The following is a 23,657-nucleotide window of genomic DNA, read 5'->3' on the forward strand; positions in this document are numbered from 1 at the left end:
CGGGCGGAGCGCTGGACGTGGGGTGTGGTACCGGGGAACTGGCCGCCTACCTCGCGTCGCTCGGCTACGCCGTGGACGCCTGCGACTTCGCCGACAGCGCGATCGACCGAGCCCGGAAGGAGCGCCCTGGCACCGAGGATGTGCGCTGGCTGCGGCTGGACATCGAACGCGACGACCCCGTGGAACTGAACGGGGACGGCTACGACGTGATCACCCTGCGTCTGATGTACCCGTTCCTGCGCGACCGCAGCCGCGTCCTGCACTCGCTCGGCGAACGGCTGCGGCCCGGCGGCGCGCTCGTGATCATCACGCCGACCGCCGAGCAGACCCCGGAGCAACAGCGCGACATCGCTCTCGACGAGGACGAGATCCGGCTGCTCACCGCCTGCTGGGAACAGGCCGAGCGGCTGGACGCGGCCGGGCTCGCCGTCCTGGTCCTGCGCGGCCCCTGTCACTCCGACACCACGGCGGTCGAGAAACGCCCGCCCACCGGCCACGCCTTGACGGGAGCCCTCGCCGTCGTGACCGACCCCACCGGTCGGGTCCTGCTCGGCCGGTCCACCCGGGGCATGTGGGAGCTGCCGGCGGCAAGACGTCCGGATCCGAGGACTTCGCTGCGGCGGCGGTGCGGGAGCTCGCGGAGGAGACCGGCCTGACGGCCGCGCCTGACGACGCGTACGTGGTGACGGTGCTCGTCGACGACAGCCACGGCGTGCCCCGGCTCACCGCGGTCGTCCGCGTCGTCGCCTGGTCCGGCGCCCTCACCAACCGCGAGCAGAAGCTGTTCGAGCGGTGGGATTTCCACGATCTGCACGCCCTGGCGTGCGTCGGCCCGGTGTTCACCCCGGCCGCGCAGGCCTTGGACGCCATCTGGCCCGGGGTCGTCCCGGGCCTACCGCCCGTCCACGCCCACCCGCTCGCCGTCGAGCCGCCGCCCGTGCCCGGCGAACCGTCCGAAGCCGTCCGGTTCCGCCGGCAGATGGCCGAGGCGGTCGTCAGCGGCGGCTGGGCTTCCTCCCCGCCGGTGCGGGATGCGCTGCGCACGGTACCCCGGCACCGGTACGCGCCGGAGAAGGACCTGAGGACCTCGTACGACGCGGACCTGGCCATCGTCACCCGTCGCGACGAGACCGGGCGGGCGACCAGCTCGGTATCCGCGGCATGGCTCCAGGCCGACATGCTCGAAAGCCTCTGCCTCGGTCCGGGCGCGATCGTGTACGAGGCGGGATCCGGCGGCTACAACGCCGAGCTGATCGCCCACGTCGTCGGCCCGGCCGGCCGGGTGGTCACCTGCGACATCGACCTGTACGTCGTGCGCCGCACCCGCCGGCTGACCACGGAGGCCGGCAGCGGGCGCGTGGTCGCCTTCCAGGGGGACGCTGCCTCGGGGGCCCTGGTGCAGCACGCCCCGGGGCGGGTTCGACGGGAGCGTGATCACCTACAACGTCTGGGACATCGCCCCGGCCTGGCGGGAGCAGCTCGCCGAGGGCGGGCGTCTGGTCCTGCCGCTGGAGATCGGCGGCTACACCCGGGCCGTCGCGTTCGAGCGGCGCGGTGACGTGCTGCACGCGCGGAAGTTCACGCACTGCGGGTTCGTCCCGGCGCAGGGCGAGCACGCCCGTACCACCCCGGTCGTCGACCTGCTCGGCGGTGAGTTGCAGGTCCGCTTCGACGACGGGGATCCCCGCGCCGTCGAGGCTGGAGGAAGCTCTGCGCGGGCCGCGCCATGAGGTCGCCACCGGGGTGACCATGGGCGGCGGCTTCTCCTTCGGCTCGCTCCAGTTGTACGCGGCCACGACCCTTCCCGGCTTCTGCCGGCTGGCCGCGCACGTGGAGAAGGGCACCGGCGCCACCCGGATCGCGAAGGGCAGTGACGCGCCGGCGATCCTCGGAGACGGTTCGCTGGCCTGCCTCGTCCATGTGCAGACCCGGAACGGAGACAGCCCGGCCGAGCAGGAGTGGGAGTGGCGCGTGGACGCCTTCGGCGATCGGGGAGCGCGGCTCGCGGCGCGGCTGGCGGCCACGGTCCGGACCTGGGACCGCGACGTGCGTGGTGGCGCCGACCCGGGGTTGAGCGTCCACCCGGCCGGTACCCCCGATCACCGGCTGCCCCCTGGCGATGTGCTGGACAAGGCGCACTGCCGTCTGGTCCTCCGATGGCCGGGACGTGACGCCCTCCTCCCGGCTCCCGGCGGGCGTGGCGGGAGGAGGGCGATGTGAGGAACCGTGGGGCTACGGACGGCTGTCGAGCCAGCTCAGCTTGTGGGCGTAGAGCACTCGCTGGCAGTAGTCCGTCCCCGCCGGATCGGCAGGGTCCCGGTTCGCCGTGCAGTCGGACGCCGCCCCCGGGCGGTGTTCGGAGACGGACCACAACCGCCCCGTGCCGCGCTCGACGTAGAGGTCCTCGGCGCCCCGGGCGGTCTTGACGGCCTGGCCGTTCTGGACCAGTTGGCCGTTGCTCCACTGGAAGCGCCACAGGTTGCCCGGCTCGTCCGTGCCCTTGGACTCGTTCACGTACAGCGTGCCGTTGTACGCGGCCGCGCCCTGGGCGCCTCCGTTGGCCATCGGCAGGTAGTTGGCCCAGCCTTCCGCGGTGACGTCGGCGGAGCGCCCCTCCAGGGCCGAGACCGGGTACGAGGCGATGCGTCCGGTGGAGGGGTAGCCGCTCTCCGGACGGCGAGTACTCGCCCATGATCAGGCGGTCCGGGACGGTGCTGCGGTCCAGCGAGATGTAGGAGGCCTTCGGCGCGCCGGTGGAGACACAGGCGTAGGAACCCCTGGGGTTGCTCTGCGTCGCCTTGAACTTCCACGCGGCGACCTGCGGCATCACGTAGCGGTAGCCGAAGCTGTACCAGACGTTGTCGTGCCGGCCGACCTTCGTCTTGACCTCGACGTTGGAGGTGGTCTTCACCCCGTCGGTGTCGGTCCCCATCTCGTCGTGCGTGCCGGGGTCGCCGTCGGGGTCCAGGTCCATGATGTAGCGCATGTCGAAGACGCGCATGCCGTTGCGGGTGTCCGCGACGTAGAGGTAGTTGCCGTACCAGACGATTCCGCCGGCGTGGACGCCCTTCTGGATCGGGTACTCGGCGGCGTGCAGCCCGTCGAAGGAAACGTGGTCGGCGGAGTTCACGTAGGTCCAGCCCAGCAGGACGTGCCGGTACTTGACCTCCGGACTGCCGGTGGCCGGGTTGGTCCGGCTCTGCACGAAGGTGATCCGGACGCCCTTCTGGTTGCAGGCGTCGTTGTCCTCCAGCTCGGCAGGAGTGCAGTCGCCGGCCGTCGGGAGCGGGTCGTTCTCCCGGCCCGGGTCCCAGCCGTCGTAGGAGGCGAACAGCTGGATGTTGCCGGCGTCGCCCCACAGCTCGTTGTCCTTGGCGTCGGAGACGCCGGTGAAGCCCTGGGGGACCCATTCCTGCGAGACGGAGTCGTCGTTCTGCAGGCAGTACTTGACGTCGGGGTCCGGGGCGGTGCCGAACGAGTCGCGGGAGCACCACGGCTGGACGGTGCGGTTCGCACCGGCCAGCAGGTTCTGCACGCCCGACTTGGGCAGCACCGAATCGAGGCGGGCGACCCGCTTGGTGGTCTCGGCGTTCAACTCGCCGGGCGACAGCGTGAAGTCACCGGGCGAGGCGGCGCCACCGGGAGCGGTCCAGGCGCGCGTGCCGTGGGGCGAGGGGGTGCCCGCGGTCGCGCGGGGCTCCTGGGTCCAGGACTCCGGCGCATCCGGCGGAAGGTCCTCCGCCTGGGCCGGCGCCGCGAGGCCGGTGAGCGCGAGCGTGGCCGCGGCAGCTGCCACGAGCCAAGCGCGACGTATTCGCCTAGGCCGGCATGTGGGGGTTGCCTCCGTTGCTCATGTGACAGGTGAGTCAAACGGAGGCTTCCAGATCACTTGCACGAAAGGCAAGCTTGATCGTTTCATCAACGGCCGCACCGCGAGTGCAGTTGCGGATCATCGGGACATACTCCACCCCCTTGGGCGGGCGGCCCGGATACCGGCGGGCCGCGTGGCCGCACCGAGTACAAGGGCGCATGAGCGCGGCCCTCCGCGTGGGTCGCTGACGGGAACGGTGAGGGCGCGCTGTATAGGGTCTTGGCAACGTCCTTTGCCGCCTGTGTCTGCCTGGCTGCCCTGCCCTGCCCCGATCATCAGGAGTGCTGCCGTGGGACCTGTTGAGACTTCGCCTCAGCCCGGCGGCCTCGGGTGGAACCGCGAGACGGCGACGCTGGCGCTCCTGTCGTTCGCCATGCTGATCGTTTCGCTCGACCAGTACATCGTGGTCGTGGCGCTTCCCGACATCGCGCGCGACCTCGGCTATTCCGCGCAGACGCTCCAGGCGGCTCATCAGCGCCTACGCGGTGGCCTCGGCGGGCTTCCTCCTGTTCGGCGGGCGTGCCGCCGACCTCCTCGGACGCCGCCGGATCCTGGCCGCCGGCCTCGCACTCTATTCCGGGGCGGCCTTCGCGGGAGGACTCGCGACCAGCCCCGGAATGCTCCTCGTCGCCCGCGCCGTCCAAGGTCTCGGCGGAGCCCCCGTCTTCCCCACCACCTGGCACTCATCAACACCACCTTCGGAGAAGGCCGCGCCCGCAACCGTGCCTTGGGAATCTGGGGAGGGGCGGGCGCCGCAGGACTCGTCATCGGCGTGCTGCTCGGCGGCATCCTGACGCAGGCGTTCGGCTGGGAAGCGGTCTTCTTCGTCAACGTCGCCCTGGCCGGCCCCGCGCTGGTGCTCGCCTTCGTGGTGATCCCCCGGGACGGTGAACGCGAGAAGGGCCGCACGTTCGACCTGCCCGGTGCGCTCAGCGTCTCCCTCGGTGTCACGCTCGTCGTGTTCGCCCTCGTGCAGGGCCCCGGCATGGGCTGGCTCTCACCGGGCATCCTGGTGAGCGCAGCGGCGGGCCTCCTGCTGATCGGAGCCTTCGTCGTCATCGAGCGGCGCAGCTCGGACCCGCTCATGCCGCCCGGGCTGCTCGCCAACCCCAACCTGATCACCGGCGTCGCCATCGCCTTCATGTTCATGGCGACCTTCGGCTCCGTCCTCTACTTCCTGTCCCTCTACTTCCAGGAGGTGCTGGGGTACGACGCGTTGCAGACCGGCGCCGCCTTCCTCGTCCCCACGGCGGTGGTGGTGGCCGGTTCGACGGTCGCGGGCCAGCTCGTGACGCGGTTCGGTCTCCGGCGGACGCTGGCCGCGGCCCTCGCCGTCCGGTGCGCTCGGCGCGGGTCGCAATCGGCCGCGATCTCGCCGGACGGCACGTACATCGAGCTCGTCCCCGGCCTCGTCGTGCTCAGCATCGGCGACGGGGTGGTGTTCACCGCCATGTTCATCGCCGCCGCGACGGGAGTCCCCGACCGACAGCAAGGCATTGCCTCGGGTATTGCCTCCACCGGCTCGGGCGCGGGCGCGGCTGTCGGCCTGGCCGTCCTCGTCCTCGTCGCGACTGCCGGCCTCGACGGCCTCTCCGGTGAACAGCTTCGCATCGCCACCGCCGACGGGATCCGTACCGCGCTCTTCGTCGTGGCGGGCGGAATCGCGCTGACCTTCCTCGTCGCCGTGAGACGGTGCCCGACACCGTCCGGACCGGGACCGGTTCCCGTGCCGTACCAGACCCGACGCTGCTGACCACCGGGCTTGCCGTGCGCGTTCGCTCGTACGGGCGCCGGGCGCCGCGGCCGGCGACACCGGCGGGTCCCTGCTCACCTGGGCAGGCGGAAGCCGTTGAAGAGGTCGTCCATGCCGCGCAGCGCCAGGCAGGTGGGGGTGGCACGGACCGCGAGGTCTCGGGCGGCCACCACGAGCGGGTTGCGGAGGGCGCCCAGGCGGCCGATCCGGCGGGCGCGGACGCGCACGGCGTCGGTGCGGTCGCGGCGTGCGGCGGTGTACGCGGCGAGGGCGGCCGGGACGGAGTCGGTGCCGTCTGCGCCATCGCCCCTGCCTCTACTCATCCAGCTGTCCGCGCTGTCACTGCTGTCACTGCTGTCTCCGGCGGGCAGCAGGTGGGCGAGGACCACCGCGTCCTCGATGGCCTGGCAGCCGCCTTGGCCGAGGTTCGGGGCCATGGCGTGGGCGGCGTCGCCGAGCCAGGCGATCCGGCCGTGGTGCAGTCCGGGCAGCGGTGCGGCCAGGTCGTAGAGGTCGTTCTGGAGGACGTCGGCCGGGTCGAGGCGGCTGATGCGGTCCAGCAGGGCCGGAATCGGGTCGTGCCACGAGCCGAAGCGCTGCCGGAGTTCGGCACGGGGGTCGGCCGACCGGGTGCCGGCCGGCACGACGGCGGTGGCGTAGAGGTAGAACCTGCCGTCGGAGAGCGGGGTAACGCCGAACCTCTCGCCCCTCCCCCACGTCTCGCTCATGGCCGGTATCCGGAGGTCCGGTGCGTCCACGATCGTTCGCCAGGCGGTCTCGCCGATGTAGTGCAGGCCGGGGTGGGTGGGGAAGTACGCGCGCCGCAGAGGGCTGTGAATGCCGTCGGCGGCGACGACGAGATCGGCGGGAAGGTCCGGGCCGGCTCCCGTACGGACGATGGGGCGGCCCGCCGCGTCGTCCACGCCGGTCACAGCGGTGCCGTAGCGAATGGCCTCCGGCGGCAGGGTGGCGGCCAGGGCTGCGGTGAAGGCCGGGCGCGGCACGGCGATGGGGGCCATCCCGTACCGGGCCGCCATGTCCGCGGTGCCGGCCCGGGTGAGCCACCGGCCCTGGGCGCGGCGCAGGCCCATCGTCGTGGGGACGGCGCTGCCGGCGGCGCGGGCGGCGTCAACGCCGATGGCGTCGAGTGCGCGCAGGGCGTTGGGGGCGAGGCCGATGCCGGCGCCGGTGGTGGGGGGTTCGGGGGCACGTTCGCAGACGGTGACGTGCCAGCCGCGTCGGTGCAGTGCGATGGCGGCCGTGAGGCCTCCGATCCCTGCCCCGGCCACCACCGCGTGACGCTTCGTCATGAACACCTCTCTGTAGCCGATGGTCCCGTGGCTCTTGTCCGGCCCGGACGTGGAGGTTGTCGAAGTCCTCGGCCGCGGGGTCCGCGCCGTCGCGCGGCGGTCATGGGCCGTGGAGCTCGGTCTCCCACGCCTCGAAGGGAGGCTCCACCTGGTATCCGGGGTCGCAGCGTTCACGGATCCACTGGGCCGGCACGGTACTGGGCGTCGCCGTCGTTGAGCGTCTGTCCGTGATCATCGACTTCGAGAACGTTGGCGAAAATCGCGAAAACCATCTCGAGGTCCGAACCGAATTCGAGCAAGTGGGCGCGATAGTCAATCCCTTCCAGCAGGTCGACGTCCAACGTGCCGTTACCCAGGTAGAACGCGAAGAGCCGGAGAGCGGCCCGTACATCTGTCGGAAGGTGTGTCCACGAGGTCATCATCCATGAGACCGGTGAAACGTGTTGGGCCGCTGCTGCATGAACGACCGGGGCGCCCGCCCGGCCCGGCACGCGATGTGCCGGGCCGGGCCTGCGTTCAGAAGTCCCAGCTCTGGCTCCGCGCGCCGTTGCAGGCCCAGCTCACCAGGAGCTGGCCGTTCTCGGGCCGGCCAGCCAGGATGTCCAGGCACTTTCCGTTGATCCGGTTGCGGATTTCGCTGCCGTTCCGGAACCACTTCTGGTGGAGACCGCCGTTGCAGTCCCACATGGCCACCGAGCCCTGGTCACCCAGGTGGGGAGCGTAGATCTCCAGGCACTTGCCGTTCATGCTGGAGCGGATCTGCTCACCGTCCCAGCGCCACTGCTGGTTGGTGCCGCCGTGGCAGTCCCACGTCACGGTGGAGGCGCCGTTCTCCTGATGGAACATGAAGATGTCGGCGCACCTTCCGTTCAGGTTGGACTTGAGGAGCGGCGCCGCGGCGAACGCCGGGCGCGCCGGTCAAGGTGGCGCCGGCCAGCAGTCCGGTGGCCGCCGCCAGCAGCATCAGTCGTCGCACGTACCTCATGGTTTCTCCTTCGTGTCGCCTTGGCGCGGTTGCGCTGGGCCATGTCTAGCCGCCGGTTGTTGTCCGGCGCCGGAACGTGGGTTCCGGACATCAAAAGCTGGACAAACACCACCCATCACGGCTGCGGAAAGACGCGGGAAGGAAGCCATGCCACGCCCCGAACGCCCGCTCGACCCGGACACCGGTCCCCTGACACGGTTCGCGGCCGACCTGCGGAAGCTGCGCGAGGCGGCGGGACGGCCGCCCTATCGGGCACTGGCCAAACGGGCGCACTATTCGTCCACGACACTGTCGGACGCCGCGGGCGGGAACACGTTTCCGAGCCTTGCCGTCACGCTCGCGTACGTCGAGGCGTGCCAGGGTGACCGCCGCGCATGGGAAACCCGATGGCATGCGGTCGCCGCCGAGATGGCCGCGAGCGCACACGCTGCTGAGCCCGGGGAAACAGAAACCAGCCGGCGGAGCGCACCGTACGCGGGGCTGTCGGCGTTCCAGCCGGAAGACGCCGACCGCTTCTTCGGGCGCGAGCGGCTGACCGGCGAGGTGCTCGCGAAGGTGCGTGAGCACCGGTTCCTGGTGGTCTTCGGGCCGTCCGGATCGGGGAAATCCTCGCTGCTGCGGGCGGGGCTCGTCGCCCACGCGCAGGCATCGGGGTGGCCGGTGATGCTGTTCACGCCGGGCCCGCATCCCCTGGAGGAGTGCGCCATCCACCTGGCCTCGGTGACGGGAGAAGCTCCCGGCGCTCTGGTGGCCGAGCTGCTGGACGATCCCGCGGCGCTGCACCTGCGGATCCGGCAGGCCATGATCGACCGTACGCCGGACGTCGACACGCTGATCGTGGTCGACCAGTTCGAGGAGGCCCTTCACCCTCTGCGGGGCACGCGAACGGGACCGGGAACGGAAACGGGGACGGGGACGAACGGGACGCGCTCATCGGCATGCTGATCGCGGCCACCACGGCGGCGACCAGCCGGACCCGGGTGGTACTCGGTGTGCGCGCCGACTTCTACGGCCACTGCGTCCAGGACCCCCGGCTGGTCGAGGCGATGCGCGACGCGCAGATCGCGGTCGGACCGATGAGCATCCAGGAGCTGCGCGAGGCCATCACCCGGCCGGCCATGCTCGCCGACTGCACGGTGACCGGCCCGCTGCTGGCGGCCGTGGTCGCGGATGCGACCGGTCAGCCGGGTGCGTTGCCCCTGGTCTCGCACGCGATGGTCGAGACCTGGCGTCGGCGCAAGCGGCAACCGCCTGACCCTGGACGGGTATCTGGCGGCCGGTGGGATCCAGCACGCGCTCGCCCACACCGCGGAGGCCGCCTACCGGGCGCTGTCGCCGGTGCAGCAGGACCTCGCCCGATCGCTGTTCCTCCGGCTGACCGCGCTGGGCGACGGTACCGAGGACACCAGGCGCCGGATCACCAGGGACGAGCTGGACCCGAACCCCGACACCGCCTGTGTGCTCGAGTCCCTTGCCCGGCAACGGCTGGTGACGCTGGACGAGGGGTGCGTCGAGATCACGCACGAGGCGGTCATCCGGTGCTGGCCGAGGTTGCGCGGCTGGCTGACCGAGGACCGGGACCGACTGCTCCTGCACCGGCAGCTCACCGACGCGACCTCCGGCTGGGAGCGGCAGGGGCGCGACCCGCACGCCTTGTACCGGGGTGCCCGCCTGGCCGCGGCGCTGGAATTGGCCGCCGCGGAGGGCAGCCGGCTCACCTCCAAGGAAAGGCGCTTCCTCGACGCGAGCCGGGAAGCGGAGGCCGGCGAGATGGTGGCGGTCAGGCGACGGACGGTCCGCCTGCGGCAGCTGGTCACGCTGCTCACCGTGCTGGTGGTCATCGCGGCGACCGCGGGCGGGCTGGCCGTCGACTCCCGCGACTCGGCCATCCGGCAGCGCAACGTGGCCATTGCGCGGAAGGCCGCCGCGGACGCGGCCGAGGTGCGGCAGCAGAACCCGTCGCTCGCCGCGCAGCTGAACCTGGCCGCGTACCGGCTGGCCGCCACCGGCGACGTCCGCGACCAGCTCATGAGCGCGTTCGCGGTGCCGTACACGAGCCGGCTCACCGGCCACACCTCCGACGTGGTCTCGATCTCCGTCGCCCCGAAGGGCACGGTCCTGGCCACCGCGAGCTGGGACCGCACGGTCCGGCTGTGGGACATCGGGGACGCCCACCACCCCGTACAGCTGGCCGTCGTGAACCAGCCGGAGCGGCTGATGGCGGTGGCGTTCGGTGAGGGCGGCCGTGTCCTGGCCACGGCGAGCGAACGCTCGGTGCGGCTGTGGGACGTGGCGAACCCGCGTGTACCCGCCGAGCTGACCACGCTGCCGGATCAGCGGTCCGCGCCGACGTGGGTGGCGTACCGGCCCGGCGGCGTCATCGCCACCGGCCACACCGACGGCGCGGCGCGGCTGTGGAACGTGAACGATCCCCGCCACCCGCGGCTGTTGGCCACCACCTTGGCGGGCCACACCGGTACGGTCACGTCGGTGACGTTCAGCCCGGACGGGCGCACGCTGGCGACCACCGGCGACACCACCACCCGACTGTGGGATGTCACCGACCCTGCGGATCCGCTCCTCCTCGACGTCCTGCGCGGACACACCGACACCGTGACCTCGGCCGCTTTCAGCCCCGACGGCCGGACCGTGGCGACCGGGAGCTGGGACCGCACCGCGCGGGTCTGGGACATCGCCGGCAGCCGCGGCCCGCGAAAGCAGCGGTCCTCCCCTCCGGCCGTCCTGCTCGGCCATCCCGCGATCGTCTGGTCGGTGGCCTTCAGCCCGGACGGCAGCACGCTCGTCTCGGTGGGCGGGTCCACCCTGTTCTGGGATCTCGCAGCCCCGGCGAACCCGAAGCGGGCCGGAACGGTTCAGGGCGGGTTCTACCAGGCCGCGTTCAGCCCGGACGGCCGTACGCTCGCCAACTCCGACCGGCTCCTGGACCTGCGGGATCTGTCGCTCGCGACCCACGACGACGTGGTCACGTCCCTGGCGTTCGACCCCGGGGGCCGCCTGCTCGCCAGCGCCAGCTGGGACGGCACCGCACGGCTGTGGCAGGTCACCGGCGGCGGCCGGGCCCTGTGGCCGCTGTCGGTCCTGCACGGGCACACCAGGTTCGTCCGGTCCGTGGCTTTCAGCCCGGACGGGCGCATCCTCGTCACCGCCAGCGAGGACGGCACCGTCCGCGTCTGGGACGTGACCGATCCGCGGAGACCGCGGCTGACATCGGTCCTCACCCCCGGGGCCGGCGAGGTCGGCGGGGCCGGCTTCGGCCCAGACGGGCACCTGCTGGCCGTCCGGGCACAAGAGACGGCCGAACTGTGGGACCTGACCGATCCCGGCAACCCCGGCCGCTGAGCCGGATCGCCGAGGACGGCCCGGTCGTCACGATGGCCTCTTTCCGGCCGGACGGCCGCACGCTGGTGACGAGCACCGGCGAGTCCGGTTCGCTGCGGTTCTGGGACATCAGCGATCCGCGCAGCCCCGAGAACTGCCGTCCCCGCTCCGATCCGACCCTCTGACCGGCGGCGTGTTCAGCCCCGACAACCGGAGAGCTGGCGGCCTTCCACCGAACGGACAAGACGGTCTGGCTGATCGACGTCAGCGACATCGGCCGTGCGGCGAAGGCGACGCGGCTACCGGCGTCCGGCGGCTGGCTCTACAGCTGATCTTCGACGCGGACGGCCGCCGACTGGCAGCGGGCGCCGGGGACAGCAAGGCCTTGCTGTGGGACCTGAGTGGTGGGGCTGCCGCTCCCACTGTCCTCACCGGCCATTCGAACCCCGTCCCAGCCGTGGCATTCAGCCCGGACGGCCATACCCTGGCCACCGGCGGCAACGACTTCACGATCCGGCTGTGGGACACCAGCCTGGACAGGGTCGCCGCCCGCATCTGCGACAGCGCGTACCCCGGATCAGCCGAGCCCAGTGGGCGCAACACTTCACGGCGGTCGACTTCAACCCGCCCTGCCCTCCCGCCACATGACACCCGTCACCACCACCGAGCACCCCTTGGTCGACGGCGACGCGGTGAAGGGCCGCGCCGGTGAACACCCGGGGAACGGCGCCGGGGTAGTGGTCGATGACCGCTTCGCCGCTGTCGCGGCCGGCGGCGAGTCCCCAGCCCTCGCGGGGAGAGCGGCCGAACGCAGTCGCGACGTTCCCGCGATTCAGTGTGCGGCGCCGACTGTGTCAGAGTCGGACGAGCGGCCTGGAGGGCTCAGTGGGCGCCCGTGTGCGGGCGCGCGGGACGTGGCAGTGGCTGACGCCAGTCGCCCAGGCTCGTGAGGAGAAACCGGCGGGCGAGAGAACGTATGTCGTCCCACGCCGGATCGGCGGTCAGGGCGTTGTCCCAGAGGCCGACGCGGCAGGTTGCATCGATCTCGCCGAGGCGGCGGCCGATGGCCCGAAGAGTGCGCAGATCCTCGGGCTCGAAGACTCCGCGCTCCGCGAGGATCCTTCGGAGACACGGCAGAGGAGCTCCACCTCTTCGACGACGTCCTTCGTCTCCAGCTCACGCTCGCCCAGCCAGACAAGCTGACCCTGGGTCTCGGCTGCCAGGAGGGCCATGAAGCGCAGCGTCCAGGTGCGCAGGTGCACGTCGCCGAGATGGTTCATGCATGCAGGATCGCACCCAGCTCCCGCAACCGTGTTCGACGACACGGAGAGCGGGGAGCCGTCGATGGGTCAGGAGGGGGCTTGGTCCTCGGCTCCCCCGAGCCGGTCGGTTTGCGGTGGCCGGCGGGTCGCTTGCGCGGCTCCGGTGCAGGAGGGATTCGTGCAGGGGGCCTCGGCGTACAGCGGGACGTAGACGCCCATCGTCTTGTACCGCTGGACCGTGGTCGGCAGTGGCTGCTTGCAGGACGGGCACAGTTGCCCGGGGCGGGTCGCCGCATGGTGCTTTTCTCCGTACATGTACCGACTTTAATCCCAGTTTGCCCGGATTTGAAGGGCTCTTTTGGGTAGGCGGTCATTTGTCCTGTGCGGGCTCGCCGCTGTCGGCCGGCGGTGGCCGGCAGGCTCAGCGCCACGGACACGGTGAGTACGACGACGATCACGGCGAGGCTCACCGGCGAGGGGATCTCCGGGATCGCCGGGTTGATCAGCTTGTGGGAGGCCTGCAGGACCAGCTTCACGCCGATGAAAGCGAGGATCAGCGCCAGCCCCTTGCCGAGGTAATGGAAGCGTTCCAGCATGCCGGCCAGCATGAAGTACAGGGCCCGGAGCCCGAGGATGGCGAACGCGTTGCTGCTGTAGACGATGAAGGCGTCGCTGCTCACCGCGAGCACGGCCGGGCACGCTGTCCACGGCGAAGACCAGGTCGGCGGCCTCGATCGCGGCCACCACGGCGAGCAGCGGCGTCGCGACCCGCTTCCCCGCCTCCTTGACGAAGAACTTGGTGCCGGCGTACTCGTCCCGGACGGGCATGATCTTGCGCAGCAGCCGGACGGCGATGCTCCGCCCGGGGTCGAAACTGTCGTCCTCGTCCTTGAGGAGTCTTGTACGTGCTGTAGAAGAGGATGGCCGCGAAGGCGTACAGCACGGCGGTGAAGCGGCTGACGACCGCGACGCCCAGGGAGAGGAAGATCCCGCGGAAGACGAGGGCGCCGATGACGCCGAAGAACAGCACGCGGTGCTGGTAGGCGCGGGGCACCTTGAAGTAGGCGAAGATCAGGGCGAAGACGAACAGGTTGTCGACCGACAGGCTCTTCTCCAGCAGCCAGGCCGTCATGTACTCGACCCCGGCCGTGGTGCTCGAGGACGAGTGAAGACGACACGCGCCGAAGACCAAGGCCAGGCTCGACCCACACGCCGCTCCAGGCGGCTGCCTCCTTGAAGCCGATGACGTGTGCCTCCCGGTGGGCAAGCAGGTCGATCGCCAGCGACAGCAGGACCGTCGCGGCGAAGACGATTCACAGCCAGTAGGGCACATCGTGCACGGCGGGCCCCCGCGGGACGGCAGGTAGGGCGGCTTCCCTTACAAACGAGTCTGGGGGACCCGCACCGAGTTGTCCTCCGGCGAGCCGGCCGGACCCTGCCACGCCCCGGTGGGCTTGCGCCTGCCCGGCCGTTCCCGCTCAGACATGAAGGTGCAGGAAGACCAGGAGAGCGTCGTCCGGCACGCCGTCCAGATGGCGTTGTACGTCCTGCTGCGCTCCCGATGCGATGTCCGGTACGTGCGGGCACACGGCACGGCCGCCGCAGGCCCTGTGGATCCCTTCCTCGCCGTCCCCGTACCACCAGCCGTCCAGGGTGAGCACATTGGGGAACCTGGCCCCGTCGTACTGCGAGCGGCCGCGGATGAAGTCCTCGCGGGAGAGACCGCCGACGTTCTTGAGGGGATCCCGGATGTCGAGGAAACCACTGCCGTAACGGTGGGTGCGGGCAGCGCTCCTGAGCTCGTCCAGCGCTGACAGGTAGGCGCCGATGAGGGGCTGAGCCTGGTAGCGCTCGTAAGCCGGTGTCCAGGGGTCGGGCTCGCCCTCCACTTGGGACAGGGCGAAGGGCGATACTCCATCTCCGCCTTGCTGCGTTCCAGGAAAGGCTCGTACGGCTGAGGAGCGGGATGGCGGCCGGACGGGTCCGCCCACAGGTCCCATGCTCGGCCGGCCAGGGTGACGGACTCGGCGTGGTTCGCACTGAGGTCGAGCAGACCGCGGGGGCCGCCCGCGCACATGCCGGGCAGACTGGGCTCGCTCGTGCCGTCGTATCGCGGCCGGTCGTGCACGAGCCGTGGATCCGACTCGAAGCCGGCCTGGACGGCGAAGCCGGCACCGGAGGCACCGCCGCAGATTCGGTAGTGGTCCCAGATGTCGAACTCCGCGCCGAGGCCCTTCTCCCGTTCGAATGGAGCCACCGCCTCCGCGACCGCCTCGTCCACCCGCCCCGCTGCCGAACCCGGCAGGCACACCACGATCCTCATTCCGGCCATGACCTGATCATGCCGAAGGGCTGGCAGGCAATCCATCCGGTTTCCCCGCTCCGCCCGTCAGGGCCGCAAGCCCGCTCGCCTGAGCGCGATCTCGGACAGGGCGGCGACGACTTGCTGGTCGCCGCGGCGCCAGGCGTCTGCGAGGCCGGCCGGCGGGACGGAGATCGTGAAGAGGTCGCCCGGCGGTCCGGTGAGGGCGCGCAGGGCGAGCAGGTCGGCGCCTCCGGGTGCGTCGAGAAGGCGTCGGATGGTGGCGCTGCGCCGGATCCAGCGCAGGCGCAGGGGGAGCCACAGCAGGAGTACGACGCCCACGGGGACGACGATCAGGGCGACCGCGGCCAGGGTGGCCAACTGGCTGATGGTGTCCTGCAACGACTGTCCTGCGTCGGCGAGCCCGGTGCCGGCGTCGGCTGCGGACCGGAACGGCTTCTTCAGGAGGTCGCCGACAAGCGGCACGTCCGAGACTGTGTCGCCGGCGTCGTCGAGGGCGGTGGCGAGGCTTTCGCCGGAGCTCTCCACCCTGCGCCCCGGCTCGGCCAGCAGCATGATCGCGTCGTGGACGGCCAGGGCGAACTTCACCGCGGCGGCGATCAGGACCACGGCGATCAGGTCCGCGAGGATCTGGCAGGTGCGCCGTGCTGGGGTCTGGGCGTAGAGAAGCATCGGCTGCTCCCGTTCCGGTCATGGCGTCGAGGAGGGCCGGCCCCCACCAGAGGTGTGCGGTGCTGCGGCAAGGCTCGGCCGGTTGCTCGACCGTATGCGGACTCGGCCCTTCCACTGGTGTCCACGGGTGCACGTCTGCGACACGTTGCCGGGTTGGCGCAGCGCCGGTGGCGCCGCCAGGGCGAGGTGCGTCCCGTACTCGGGGGCCGCGCCGCACGGCTGCCTCGCCCTCGGGTCACCGCGCGACCAGCCGGGGCCGCCGCCGAGGAGACCGGCGGCGGCGGCCGCGCCGCCCTGGCCCGCCCCGGCCCGGCCCGCCCCCCCCCCCCCCGGCGGCTGCTGACCCAGGTGGCCTACCTGGGTCAGGCGTGGTCGTCGGATCAGATGACGCCCTGCGCCAGCATCGCGTCCGCGACCCGCTCGAAGCCGGCGATGTTCGCGCCGGTGACGTAGTCGCCCGGGGCTCCGTACCGCTCGGCGGTCTCGTGCGCGACGGCGTGGATCGAGCGCATGATGCCGGCGAGCTCGTCCTCCACCCGCTGCGCGCTCCAGGCCACCCGGCCGGCGTTCTGGCTCATCTCGAGGGCGCTGACCGCGACCCCGCCCGCGTTGGCGGCCTTGCCGGGCCCGAACGCGACCCCCGCATCCTGCAGGATCCGTACGGCCTCGGGAGTGGTCGGCATGTTGGCGCCCTCGGCGACCGCCTTGACCCGCCCTCGACGAGCGTACGGGCGTCCCGCGCGCGTCCAGTTCGTTCTGCGTGGCGGAGGGGAACGCGATGTCCGCCGACACCTCCCAGACCCGACCGCCCGGCACGAACCGCGCCGAGGATCCGCCCGCCGCGCCGCGTACTCGCTCACGCGCCCGCGCTCGACCTCCTTCACCTGCTTGAGCAGTGCGAGGTCGATGCCCTTGTCGTCGACGACGTAGCCCTGGGAGTCCGAGCAGGTCAGCGGGTTCGCACCGAGCTGCTGGAGCTTCTCGATCGTGTACAGCGCGACGTTGCCGGAGCCGGAGACCACCGCGGTCAGCCCGTCCAGCGACCCGCCCCGGACCTTCAGCATCTCGGCGGCGAACAGCACACTGCCGTAGCCGGTCGCCTGCGGCCGGATCGCGGAGCCGCCCCAGCCCTGCCCCTTGCCGGTCAGGACGCCGGCCTCCCAGCGGTTGGTGATGCGCCGGTACTGGCCGAAGAGGTAGCCGATCTCGCGGCCGCCGACACCGATGTCCCCGGCGGGCACGTCGGTGTGCTCTCCGATGTGCCGGTGCAGCTCGGTCATGAAGGACTGGCAGAACCGCATGACCTCGGTGTCCGACCGGCCGTGCGGGTCGAAGTCGCTGCCCCCCTTGCCGCCGCCGATCCCGAGTCCGGTCAGGGCGTTCTTGAAGATCTGCTCGAAGCCGAGGAACTTCACCACACCGATGTCCACCGACGGGTGGAAGCGCAGGCCGCCCTTGTGCGGGCCGAGGCGCGCTGTTGAACTCGACGCGGTAGCCGCGGTTGACGTGGACCCGGCCCCGGTCGTCCTGCCACGGCACGCGGAAGAGGATCTGCCGCTCGGGCTCGGTGAGCCGCTCCACCAGGGCCACGGCCGGGTCGGCGTACTCAGGGGCGGGCGGTGAAGACGGGGGCCAGGGTCTCGAGGACCTCCCGTACCGCCTGGTGGAACTCGGGCTGCGCGGGGTTGCGGCGCTCGATCTCGGCCCGCAGTGCTTCCAGCCTGTCCTTCGAGTCCTTCACGTGTGTCCTTCCAGGGAGTGCGCGGTGCGCAGACGACGGCAGGTGCGAGGTACAGGTACAGGTACAGGTACAGGTACAGGTACATCGTGTCCGCGGGTCCGCGAGTACCGGTCGATTCCGAACGCAACGCGCGCCGGACACGCGCTTTCGGAATAGTTTTTCCGGAGTGCGGCCCCTTTCGGAGGCTACCCCGCACGGCGCAGCTCTGGGGAAGGCTTCTGTCCCACGGACAAAAAAGCGTCCCGCGCGCCGGTATGCGCCGTGCCCCGGCTGCCGTGAGCAGCGGACCCGACGATCGGCGCGGGCGCGTTCAGTCGGCCTGCCCGGTCGTCGGCGTGGCCCGGGCGATGAGCAGGGCCACGTCGTCGTGGTCTCCCGGGTGCCGCATGGTGTGCAGGAGCAGGTCGCAGGTCTCGTCCAGCGAGGCGGCTCGGGTCGTCCAGGACGTCGAGGAGGACTTCGAGACGCGTGTCGATCGGCTCATCGCGGGTCTCGACCAGGCCGTCGGTGTAGAGGACGAGTTGGTCGCCCACCTCAAGGGCGAGGCCGACGGTGTGGAAGGCGACACCGCAGCCGCCCAGCGGCGCGCCGGTGGGCAGGTCGAGCAGCTCGCGTTTCCCGTCCTGGTGGAGGAGGACGGGCGGCAGGTGCCCGGCGAGGGCGAGGTGGCACCGGGCCGTGTGGGGGTCGTAGACGGCATAGACGCAGGTCGCGATCGTGTCGAGACCCTCGGTGACGTGATCGAGGTGGTGCAGGACCTGGGCGGGGTCGAGATCGAGATCGGCCAGCGTCCGGGTGGCGGTGCGCAGCTGGCCCATGGTGGCCGCGGCTGCGACTCCGCTGCCCATGACGTCGCCGACGACGAGTGCGGTCTTGTCGCCGCTCAGGGGGATCACGTCGAACCAGTCGCCGCCGATCTCCATCGTGGCCTGGGCGGGGCGGTAGCGGGTGGCGACCTCCAGGCCCGGCCGCCGCGGTGGCGTGTGGGGCAGCAGGCTGCGCTGGAGGGTGAGGGCGGTGTGGCGTTGTTCCTCGACGGCCCGGTGCCGTTCGGTGACGTCCACGCTGGAGGTGGCCACGCCCAGCACGGTCCCGTTGGGGGCTTCGAGCCGGTAGAAACGAGATCGACCATGCATGATCGTGATCCGGGTCGGCCGGCGTACGGCCAACGGTGTACTGGTCCACGATGGGGATGCCGGTGGCCAGGACCTCGCGCATCGACGCTTCGAAGGACGCGCCCACGGCCGGCAGCACCTCGTGGACGTGCCGGCCGATGTGCTCGGCGGCCGGCACGCCGTTGAGGCGTTCCTCCGCCGGATTGACCGAGACGTACCTCAGGTCGGTGTCCAGCACGCCCAGTCCGACCGGCGACTGGGCCACCAGCCGGGCGGACAGTGCCAGGTCCCGTTCCACCTGCCGTACGGTCGCCTGGTCCGCGGCAAGGCCCAGGGCGTAGTACTCCTGCTGGGAGTCGAGCAGCCGCATGTTGCGGAACTCGACCATGCGCGTGCTTCCGTCCTTGTGCCGGACGGGGAAGACTCCGACCCAGCTGCCCCCTCCCTCCATGACCTGGGAGAACATGCCCAGCACGTCCGGCAGGTCGTCTTCATGGACCAGCAGGTGGCCCGCGAACGCTCCGAGTGCCTCTTCGGCGGTGTAGCCGAACAGGTCCTCGGCCTGCGGGCTCCACAGATCGATCTTGCCCTCGGCATCGAGGAGAATGGCGGCCACGCTCAGCACATCGAGCAGGCCGCCCGGCCCGGACGTGGCAGCCCCCGGGGTGGACGTGGCAGCCCCCGGGGTGGACGTAGCGGCCCCCGGGGTGGACGTAGCGGCCCCCGCGGACGTGGCGGCCCCCGCCCCCTCGGGACCGTCCCGCGAGGGCTCGATTGCACCCATCTCCGGGCTCTCCTTCCGGCCGCCGAAGGCTGCGGCCCTATGCCGGGCGGTGATCACGTACCGGCGTCTGCGCTCCCGGCCATCTCATCGTCCCCCGCCACCGGCCGCACGCGCACGCCACGCTGTCTGCGGAGCGGCGCCTGCCGGACGGAGCCGCGACGGGGCTCGGAGCCGCCGTTGCGGCAGTGAGTGACCGAAGCCATGCGCAATGTCACTGCCCGTGTCAACGTGTGACTGGTCGAACTTCCGAGACCTCCCTATCGCGAGGAGCCACCGTCATGGGCGGTACGCAGGACAAACGGCAGCCAGGCCCGTCGGGACAGTCGGGACAGTCGGGCAAGGGACCCGACGAGATCGGGACGGGCCCCAAGCACCCCACCGGCAAGAACCCGACGCGCCCCCAGCAGCCGGAGAAGGTCTCCCGCCATCCGGACGACGAGGCCAGGCGTCGCCGTGAAGAGGACCGGCTGCGCGAAGGCGACGTCGAGGGCGACGAGGTGTAGCGATCGGCGAACCCGGGGGCCGATCGGGCGGTGGCCACCCCGATCGGCCCTGACCGAGCCCGCTTCCGGTGTCGCCCGCAGGCGCGACGAACAGCGATTCGCCGTTGCGGAGCGGACCGGGCATCGCCACGTCACATGCCCTCGGGCGGAACGGGTGTGGCCTGGTGGTAGTACATCTGCCACGTGGCGCCCGCGCTCCCCTTGCGCCAGAGCGAACTGCGTCGTGCCCGGTCTCCGCCGATCGTGGTCTCGTAGGTGAGGTGCACCAGCCCGGGCGCCAGCACGACGCCGGTCATCTCCGAGGGTTCGTAGCGCGGGCCGTCGTCCGCCGCACCGTCCATCTCGGGCAGCGCGGCGAGGATTTCCTCGTACGTCCACCGCCGCCCCGAGGCACCGACTTCCACGAAGTGCGGGTCAAGGAGTTCCCGGGCCGACGTCCGCGACGAGCGCACGCCGGGGTCCATCAGACGCAACTCACCTGCGATCGCTTCGTCGACCTCATCGGCCGCATCAACCTCGTCGGCCTCGTCGTTCCCTCTGCTCATGCATGCATCTTCGTCCAGGGGCTCGAGAGCACCGCAACCGAGTTACTGCCGCATCCCGGCACAGGTCCTACGACCAACGGAGTACGGGGATACCCGACGCGCAGCCGAGGCTCGGGTTCCCTGCCATTGGCTAGCGTCGCAGCCATGCGGAAAGCCGATGTGCAGAGCTACCTGCAACGCCTGGGGATCCCGGATCCGGTCCCGCCCTCGGTGGCGGGCCTCCATGCGCTCCATGCGGCGCACGTGGAACGAGTGCCTTTCGAGACGTTGGAGATCCATCTGGGACGGCCGACAACCACCGATCCGCGGGAATCCGTCGCCCGGATCCTGCGCGGGCGCGGCGGGTACTGCTTCCACCTCAACGGCGCCTTCGCCACCCTGCTGCACGCACTCGGTTACACGGTCACCTGGCATCGCGGCGGATCCACGGCGCGCCGGAGAGCCCTGCGCCGGGAGTGACCGGCGACCATCTCACGCTCGTCGTGGCGTGCGAAGGCCGGTCGTGGTTCGTCGACGTCGGGCTCGGTGATGCGCTGCACGAACCGCTTCCCCTGCGCGCGGCGACGTACCGGCGAGGGCCTTTCACCTACCGGCTGAGCCGCTCGGGCGTCGAGCCGGGCGGCTGGCGGTTCGACCACGACCCGCGCGGCACGTTCGTCGGCATGGACTTCTCCTTGGCCCCCGCAGGTCCGGACGACTTCACCGAATGGCACCGGAAACTGTCCACGTCACCGGAGTCGGGCTTCGTACGCATCTTCTCCGCGATCCGCAGGGATCCCCACGGCGTGGACGCACTCGAGGGCTGCGTCCTCGGCCGGACGGACGCGACGGGCCGCAGCCAACGGGAACTGGACACCGCCGGCGACTGGTTCGGAGCACTCACCGACCTGTTCGGCCTCACCCTCGACGACACCTCAGCCGCCGAGCGCAGCGTCCTGTGGACCCACGTGCATTCCCGGCATTTGGCGTGGAAGGCCCGCCGCTGCTGACCCTGGCCTTGCGCCGTCTGAGTACGGAGCGCACCCGGAGGTGAGTAGCCGAGCGGCTTCGCCGGCTCTGCAGACCGTGTTGGATCGGGGCATGAACGAAACCTCCCCCTCTGTGACTCCCCCGGCCCAGGCGCAGGCCGCGGGAAGGGACCGCTCCCGCTTCCTGGCCGTCCTGTCCGCCGTGCTCTTCGTCCCGGCCGCCTTGGCGGCGGGCGTGCTGACCCTGTCGTCCGAGCGGGCAGCGCGCTGCGTCACGTACGGGGAGCAGTGCGCCCAGGGGCTGCCCGGTTGGCTGTTCGGCTGGAGCGCGGGCATCGCCGTCGTGGCGTTCGTCGTCGCCTTGGCCGCGCCCGCGCTGCGTGTACGGCAGGCCGCACTGGCGGCCCAGCTCCTCGCGGAGTGCACGGCGCTCATGGTGATCCTCAGCTACGCGTGAGCGGCCTGCCGCAGGTCAAGCCCGGCCCCGGCGATCCGGGAACGTACCACCCGGGTCCTGGCCGGACGCTTCCCTGGGTGGGACGAGGGGTCACCTCCTGGGGTAGCGGGGAAATCAGCTCCCGGTGGGACGACACGCTCGGCGGTCGGCGGCTACGTTGTCGGCGGCCGTTCCGCAACTCATGACGGAGGATCGCCGGATGCAGACCCGCTTGGCTGATGACCCCCGCAAACGACTGGTGTGGGGGTTAACCCTCGTCCTGATCGCGGTCACCGTGCTCCTCGGGGCCGCGCCCGGGGTTGCCACGGCGACGCCCGTCGCCGTCGCCGCCCCACCCGTTCCCGTCCTGTCCTGGGGCCCCTGCGGCACGAACGCCGACGCCCCCGGGGACGGCTTCGAGTGCGCGACCGCCCGAGTACCGCTGGACTACCGCCAACCCACCGGGCGGACGATCCCCCTCGCGGTCACCCGGCGGCTCGCCGCCGACCCGGCCCACCGCACCGGCGTCCTGCTGCTGCACCCCGGCGGACCCGGCAACTCCGGCGTGGACTTCGCCCGCAACAGCTACGCCGCGCTCCCCGCCTCCCTCCGTGACGCCTTCGATGTCGTCGGGTACGACATGCGCGGCGTGGCGCGGAGCGGACAGGTGGAGTGCTGGGACGACAAGGAGTACTCCGCCGCCGTCGACGCCGCACGCGGCGTGCCCGGCCCGGGCGCCCTGCACGGCGCCATCCGGCAGGGCGCCGACTTCGCCACCGCCTGCCGGCAACGGTCCGGGGACCTCGTGCCGTTCGTCGGCACCGGCTCCGAACGCCAAGGACATCGACCTGCTGCGCCAGGCCCTCGGCGAGGAGACGCTGTCCTTCTACGGCCGTTCCTTCGGCAGCCACGTCGGCACCGTCTACGCCGCGCAGTTCCCGCGGCGGGTGCGTGCCATGGTCCTGGACGGGGCCTATGATCCGCGGCGCTACGCGGACGTGCCGTACGCCTACGACGGCCCGCAGTTCGTCGCCCTGGACGCGGCGGTCGGCCGGTTCCTGGACTGGTGCGCGCAGAACGCCACCACCTGCGGATTCGGTGAAGGCCGGCCGCGGCAGGCCTTCGAACAGCTCAAGCGGGCGCTGGACGCCGAACCGGTCATCACCGCGAGCGGACGCCCGGCCACCGGCTACACCCTCGCCTACCGCCTGATGTTCAACATCAACGCGGGCAAGGAGATCTGGCCCTATCTGGGCGAAGCCCTGCGGGCGGCCCAGAACCGCCAGGGTTCGTTCCTGTTGTCACCGCCCTCACCCGCGTCCTTCGACTTCCTCAACGTCAACATGGCCGTCGAGTGCGCCGACCGCGCCTACCCGGCCGGCCGCCTGCTCCTGGGCACGCTGGTCAGCGCCCACGTCGCCGCGGCGCCGCTGCTGGGACCGGCCATCGGCCTCGGCCCGCCCACCTACGACCACAACCACGCGCCCACCTGCGCCCAGTGGACTGCCGAGCGGCCGAGCCGGTACGAGGGCTCCTACCGGGCGGCGGGTTCCGCCCCGATCCTGATCCTCGGCACGACCGGGGACCCGGACACCCCGTACCAGGACGCCGTGGCCCTCGCCGGGACGCTGGACAACGGGCGGCTGCTGACCTTCGACGCCGAAGGACACACCGCCTACAACCGGAGCGCGTGCGTCAGCGCCCTGGCCACGGCCTACCCTCGCCACCCTGGCGCTGCCCGCACGAGGGCACCGTCTGTGCGGACGAAGGCACCCCCAGGCGCGCTCGACCGCCGCACCGCCGGCATCGAGGTCGACGAGACGCGCGACGCGATCCCCGCCTCCCCTGACACCGGACACCTCGCCCTGAGCACCGCGCCGGCCTCGGGGTGGAATGAAAACGAGTGGTGGGAAGGGCAACGGATCGACTTAAGATGCCGGGGTGGGCGGAGCCGTAGCGCAGAGGTCGACGCGCGCGGACTCCAAATCCGCGAGGACGCCGGTTCAAATCCGGTCGGCTCCGTCCGCAACCGCCCGCTCCGGGCGGCGAC

At 71.4% G+C, this 23,657-nt stretch carries 26 protein-coding genes, 1 tRNA gene and 5 pseudogenes; 18 read left to right on the forward strand and 14 right to left on the reverse strand.

The features are described from left to right. Positions 1-17: 17 nt before the first annotated feature. The 4 genes from OG534_RS00410 to OG534_RS00425 are packed head-to-tail and all read left to right on the forward strand — an operon-like array spanning position 18 to position 2,220. Positions 18-656, forward strand: a complete 639-nt coding sequence (locus OG534_RS00410) for a class I SAM-dependent methyltransferase (protein WP_326586067.1) — start codon at positions 18-20, stop codon at positions 654-656. Further along, positions 572-1,558, forward strand: coding sequence for an NUDIX domain-containing protein (locus tag OG534_RS00415; protein ID WP_326586068.1), 987 nt, complete (start codon positions 572-574; stop codon positions 1,556-1,558). Before OG534_RS00410 ends, OG534_RS00415 begins: the two co-directional genes overlap by 85 nt. Further along, positions 1,455-1,730, forward strand: coding sequence for a hypothetical protein (locus OG534_RS00420; protein WP_326593401.1), 276 nt, complete (start codon positions 1,455-1,457; stop codon positions 1,728-1,730). The genes OG534_RS00415 and OG534_RS00420 overlap by 104 nt, the downstream gene beginning before the upstream one ends. Before the next feature lie 13 nt (positions 1,731-1,743). After that, positions 1,744-2,220: a hypothetical protein gene (locus OG534_RS00425; protein ID WP_326586069.1), complete on the forward strand. Its 477-nt coding sequence runs from the start codon at positions 1,744-1,746 to the stop codon at positions 2,218-2,220. 12 nt (positions 2,221-2,232) lie between these two features. Here OG534_RS00425 and OG534_RS00430 read toward each other — a convergent pair whose 3' ends face one another. Next, positions 2,233-2,565: a hypothetical protein gene (locus tag OG534_RS00430; RefSeq protein WP_326586070.1), complete on the reverse strand. Its 333-nt coding sequence runs from the start codon at positions 2,563-2,565 to the stop codon at positions 2,233-2,235. Positions 2,566-4,356: 1,791 nt separating this feature from the next. Between OG534_RS00430 and OG534_RS38540 the strand changes: the two genes are divergently transcribed. Then, on the forward strand, positions 4,357-4,665 hold the full coding sequence (locus OG534_RS38540; protein WP_442807198.1) for an MFS transporter: 309 nt from the start codon (positions 4,357-4,359) through the stop codon (positions 4,663-4,665). Continuing rightward, on the forward strand, positions 4,557-5,624 hold the full coding sequence (locus OG534_RS00435) for an MFS transporter (RefSeq protein WP_442807199.1): 1,068 nt from the start codon (positions 4,557-4,559) through the stop codon (positions 5,622-5,624). Before OG534_RS38540 ends, OG534_RS00435 begins: the two co-directional genes overlap by 109 nt. Positions 5,625-5,698: 74 nt before the next feature. Here the strand turns inward: OG534_RS00435 and OG534_RS00440 are convergent, their stop codons facing one another. The 3 genes from OG534_RS00440 to OG534_RS00450 all read right to left on the reverse strand — a co-directional run bounded on the left by OG534_RS00440 (position 5,699) and on the right by OG534_RS00450 (position 7,807). Continuing rightward, positions 5,699-6,934 (reverse strand): FAD-dependent monooxygenase, encoded by a 1,236-nt coding sequence (locus OG534_RS00440; protein WP_326586072.1) that lies wholly within the window; start codon positions 6,932-6,934, stop codon positions 5,699-5,701. A 170-nt stretch (positions 6,935-7,104) separates the two neighbouring features. Further along, positions 7,105-7,356, reverse strand: coding sequence for a DUF7677 family protein (locus tag OG534_RS00445; RefSeq protein ID WP_442807013.1), 252 nt, complete (start codon positions 7,354-7,356; stop codon positions 7,105-7,107). A 94-nt stretch (positions 7,357-7,450) separates the two neighbouring features. After that, positions 7,451-7,807 carry a ricin-type beta-trefoil lectin domain protein gene (locus OG534_RS00450; protein WP_326593402.1) on the reverse strand — a complete coding sequence of 119 codons (357 nt, stop codon included), beginning with the start codon at positions 7,805-7,807 and terminating at the stop codon, positions 7,451-7,453. A gap of 259 nt (positions 7,808-8,066) precedes the next feature. Between OG534_RS00450 and OG534_RS00455 the strand changes: the two genes are divergently transcribed. From OG534_RS00455 to OG534_RS38550, 5 genes and pseudogenes are all read left to right on the forward strand, one after another. Beyond that, a complete protein-coding gene (locus OG534_RS00455; protein WP_326586074.1) occupies positions 8,067-8,864 on the forward strand; it encodes an ATP-binding protein in 798 nt (265 codons plus the stop codon). Then, a pseudogene (locus tag OG534_RS38545) lies at positions 8,858-9,097 on the forward strand (nSTAND1 domain-containing NTPase); the annotation flags it as partial. The gene OG534_RS00455 and the pseudogene OG534_RS38545, both read left to right, overlap by 7 nt. Next, positions 9,090-11,279, forward strand: coding sequence for a WD40 repeat domain-containing protein (locus OG534_RS00460; protein WP_326586075.1), 2,190 nt, complete (start codon positions 9,090-9,092; stop codon positions 11,277-11,279). The pseudogene OG534_RS38545 and the gene OG534_RS00460, both read left to right, overlap by 8 nt. 32 nt (positions 11,280-11,311) lie before the next feature. Next, entirely contained in the window at positions 11,312-11,443 is a 132-nt protein-coding gene (locus tag OG534_RS00465; RefSeq protein ID WP_326586076.1) for a hypothetical protein, read from the forward strand. Between the two features lie 272 nt (positions 11,444-11,715). Then, positions 11,716-11,970 carry a hypothetical protein gene (locus OG534_RS38550; RefSeq protein ID WP_442807200.1) on the forward strand — a complete coding sequence of 85 codons (255 nt, stop codon included), beginning with the start codon at positions 11,716-11,718 and terminating at the stop codon, positions 11,968-11,970. A gap of 289 nt (positions 11,971-12,259) precedes the next feature. On the opposite strand, the gene OG534_RS00470 is transcribed toward OG534_RS38550, so the two are convergent. The 9 genes and pseudogenes from OG534_RS00470 to OG534_RS00505 form a co-directional block, all read right to left on the reverse strand. Next, positions 12,260-12,538: a hypothetical protein gene (locus OG534_RS00470; protein WP_326586077.1), complete on the reverse strand. Its 279-nt coding sequence runs from the start codon at positions 12,536-12,538 to the stop codon at positions 12,260-12,262. Positions 12,539-12,607: 69 nt separating this feature from the next. Beyond that, on the reverse strand, positions 12,608-12,835 hold the full coding sequence (locus OG534_RS00475; RefSeq protein ID WP_326586078.1) for a hypothetical protein: 228 nt from the start codon (positions 12,833-12,835) through the stop codon (positions 12,608-12,610). Positions 12,836-12,890: 55 nt separating this feature from the next. Then, positions 12,891-13,833: pseudogene (locus OG534_RS00480) on the reverse strand (TerC family protein). A gap of 165 nt (positions 13,834-13,998) precedes the next feature. Continuing rightward, on the reverse strand, positions 13,999-14,409 hold the full coding sequence (locus tag OG534_RS00485; protein WP_326586079.1) for a hypothetical protein: 411 nt from the start codon (positions 14,407-14,409) through the stop codon (positions 13,999-14,001). 500 nt (positions 14,410-14,909) lie between these two features. Continuing rightward, a complete protein-coding gene (locus tag OG534_RS00490; RefSeq protein WP_326586080.1) occupies positions 14,910-15,515 on the reverse strand; it encodes a hypothetical protein in 606 nt (201 codons plus the stop codon). 380 nt (positions 15,516-15,895) lie between these two features. Beyond that, on the reverse strand, positions 15,896-16,945 hold the full coding sequence (locus OG534_RS00495; RefSeq protein WP_326586081.1) for a Glu/Leu/Phe/Val dehydrogenase dimerization domain-containing protein: 1,050 nt from the start codon (positions 16,943-16,945) through the stop codon (positions 15,896-15,898). 73 nt (positions 16,946-17,018) lie between these two features. Beyond that, positions 17,019-17,105, reverse strand: a pseudogene (locus OG534_RS38555) (hypothetical protein); the annotation flags it as partial. Positions 17,106-17,121: 16 nt separating this feature from the next. Further along, positions 17,122-17,256 carry a hypothetical protein gene (locus tag OG534_RS00500; protein ID WP_326586082.1) on the reverse strand — a complete coding sequence of 45 codons (135 nt, stop codon included), beginning with the start codon at positions 17,254-17,256 and terminating at the stop codon, positions 17,122-17,124. A gap of 310 nt (positions 17,257-17,566) precedes the next feature. Beyond that, positions 17,567-19,155, reverse strand: a pseudogene (locus OG534_RS00505) (SpoIIE family protein phosphatase). A 278-nt stretch (positions 19,156-19,433) separates the two neighbouring features. Between OG534_RS00505 and OG534_RS00510 the strand changes: the two are divergent. Further along, the gene (locus tag OG534_RS00510; protein ID WP_326586083.1) at positions 19,434-19,658 is read left to right on the forward strand and encodes a hypothetical protein; all 225 of its coding nucleotides are present in this window, start codon (positions 19,434-19,436) and stop codon (positions 19,656-19,658) included. A gap of 131 nt (positions 19,659-19,789) precedes the next feature. Here OG534_RS00510 and OG534_RS00515 read toward each other — a convergent pair whose 3' ends face one another. Beyond that, a complete protein-coding gene (locus tag OG534_RS00515) occupies positions 19,790-20,203 on the reverse strand; it encodes a nuclear transport factor 2 family protein (protein WP_326586084.1) in 414 nt (137 codons plus the stop codon). Positions 20,204-20,347: 144 nt separating this feature from the next. Between OG534_RS00515 and OG534_RS00520 the strand changes: the two genes are divergently transcribed. The 6 genes and pseudogenes from OG534_RS00520 (at position 20,348) to OG534_RS00545 (ending at position 23,629) form a co-directional block, all read left to right on the forward strand. Further along, complete coding sequence (locus OG534_RS00520) at positions 20,348-20,662, forward strand: arylamine N-acetyltransferase (RefSeq protein ID WP_326586085.1); 315 nt, start codon at positions 20,348-20,350, stop codon at positions 20,660-20,662. Further along, entirely contained in the window at positions 20,659-21,192 is a 534-nt protein-coding gene (locus OG534_RS00525; RefSeq protein WP_326586086.1) for an arylamine N-acetyltransferase family protein, read from the forward strand. Before OG534_RS00520 ends, OG534_RS00525 begins: the two co-directional genes overlap by 4 nt. 91 nt (positions 21,193-21,283) lie before the next feature. Then, positions 21,284-21,628, forward strand: a complete 345-nt coding sequence (locus OG534_RS00530; protein WP_326586087.1) for a hypothetical protein — start codon at positions 21,284-21,286, stop codon at positions 21,626-21,628. A gap of 211 nt (positions 21,629-21,839) precedes the next feature. Next, on the forward strand, positions 21,840-22,586 hold the full coding sequence (locus OG534_RS00535) for a hypothetical protein (RefSeq protein WP_326586088.1): 747 nt from the start codon (positions 21,840-21,842) through the stop codon (positions 22,584-22,586). Then, positions 22,486-23,268 (forward strand): annotated as a pseudogene (locus OG534_RS00540) (alpha/beta hydrolase); the annotation flags it as partial. The gene OG534_RS00535 and the pseudogene OG534_RS00540, both read left to right, overlap by 101 nt. 286 nt (positions 23,269-23,554) lie before the next feature. Continuing rightward, a tRNA-Trp gene (locus tag OG534_RS00545) sits at positions 23,555-23,629 on the forward strand. The last annotated feature ends 28 nt before the right edge of the window (positions 23,630-23,657 follow it).

This window comes from Streptomyces sp. NBC_01294 (genome assembly GCF_035917235.1).
GTDB lineage: Bacteria > Actinomycetota > Actinomycetes > Streptomycetales > Streptomycetaceae > Streptomyces > Streptomyces caledonius.

Bases quoted from the DNA above. Each gene is read 5' to 3' on its own strand.
- OG534_RS00445 (WP_442807013.1), bottom strand. From the start codon at position 7,356: ATGATGACCTCGTGGACACACCTTCCGACAGATGTACGGGCCGCTCTC.
- OG534_RS00520 (WP_326586085.1), top strand. From the start codon at position 20,348: ATGCGGAAAGCCGATGTGCAGAGCTACCTGCAACGCCTGGGGATCCCG.
- OG534_RS00530 (WP_326586087.1), top strand. From the start codon at position 21,284: ATGAACGAAACCTCCCCCTCTGTGACTCCCCCGGCCCAGGCGCAGGCC.
- OG534_RS00440 (WP_326586072.1), bottom strand. From the start codon at position 6,934: ATGACGAAGCGTCACGCGGTGGTGGCCGGGGCAGGGATCGGAGGCCTC.
- OG534_RS00460 (WP_326586075.1), top strand. From the start codon at position 9,090: ATGCGACCGGTCAGCCGGGTGCGTTGCCCCTGGTCTCGCACGCGATGG.
- OG534_RS00475 (WP_326586078.1), bottom strand. From the start codon at position 12,835: ATGTACGGAGAAAAGCACCATGCGGCGACCCGCCCCGGGCAACTGTGC.
- OG534_RS00465 (WP_326586076.1), top strand. From the start codon at position 11,312: ATGGCCTCTTTCCGGCCGGACGGCCGCACGCTGGTGACGAGCACCGGC.
- OG534_RS00510 (WP_326586083.1), top strand. From the start codon at position 19,434: ATGGGCGGTACGCAGGACAAACGGCAGCCAGGCCCGTCGGGACAGTCG.
- OG534_RS00430 (WP_326586070.1), bottom strand. From the start codon at position 2,565: ATGGCCAACGGAGGCGCCCAGGGCGCGGCCGCGTACAACGGCACGCTG.
- OG534_RS00490 (WP_326586080.1), bottom strand. From the start codon at position 15,515: ATGCTTCTCTACGCCCAGACCCCAGCACGGCGCACCTGCCAGATCCTC.
- OG534_RS00515 (WP_326586084.1), bottom strand. From the start codon at position 20,203: ATGAGCAGAGGGAACGACGAGGCCGACGAGGTTGATGCGGCCGATGAG.
- OG534_RS00470 (WP_326586077.1), bottom strand. From the start codon at position 12,538: ATGAACCATCTCGGCGACGTGCACCTGCGCACCTGGACGCTGCGCTTC.
- OG534_RS00455 (WP_326586074.1), top strand. From the start codon at position 8,067: ATGCCACGCCCCGAACGCCCGCTCGACCCGGACACCGGTCCCCTGACA.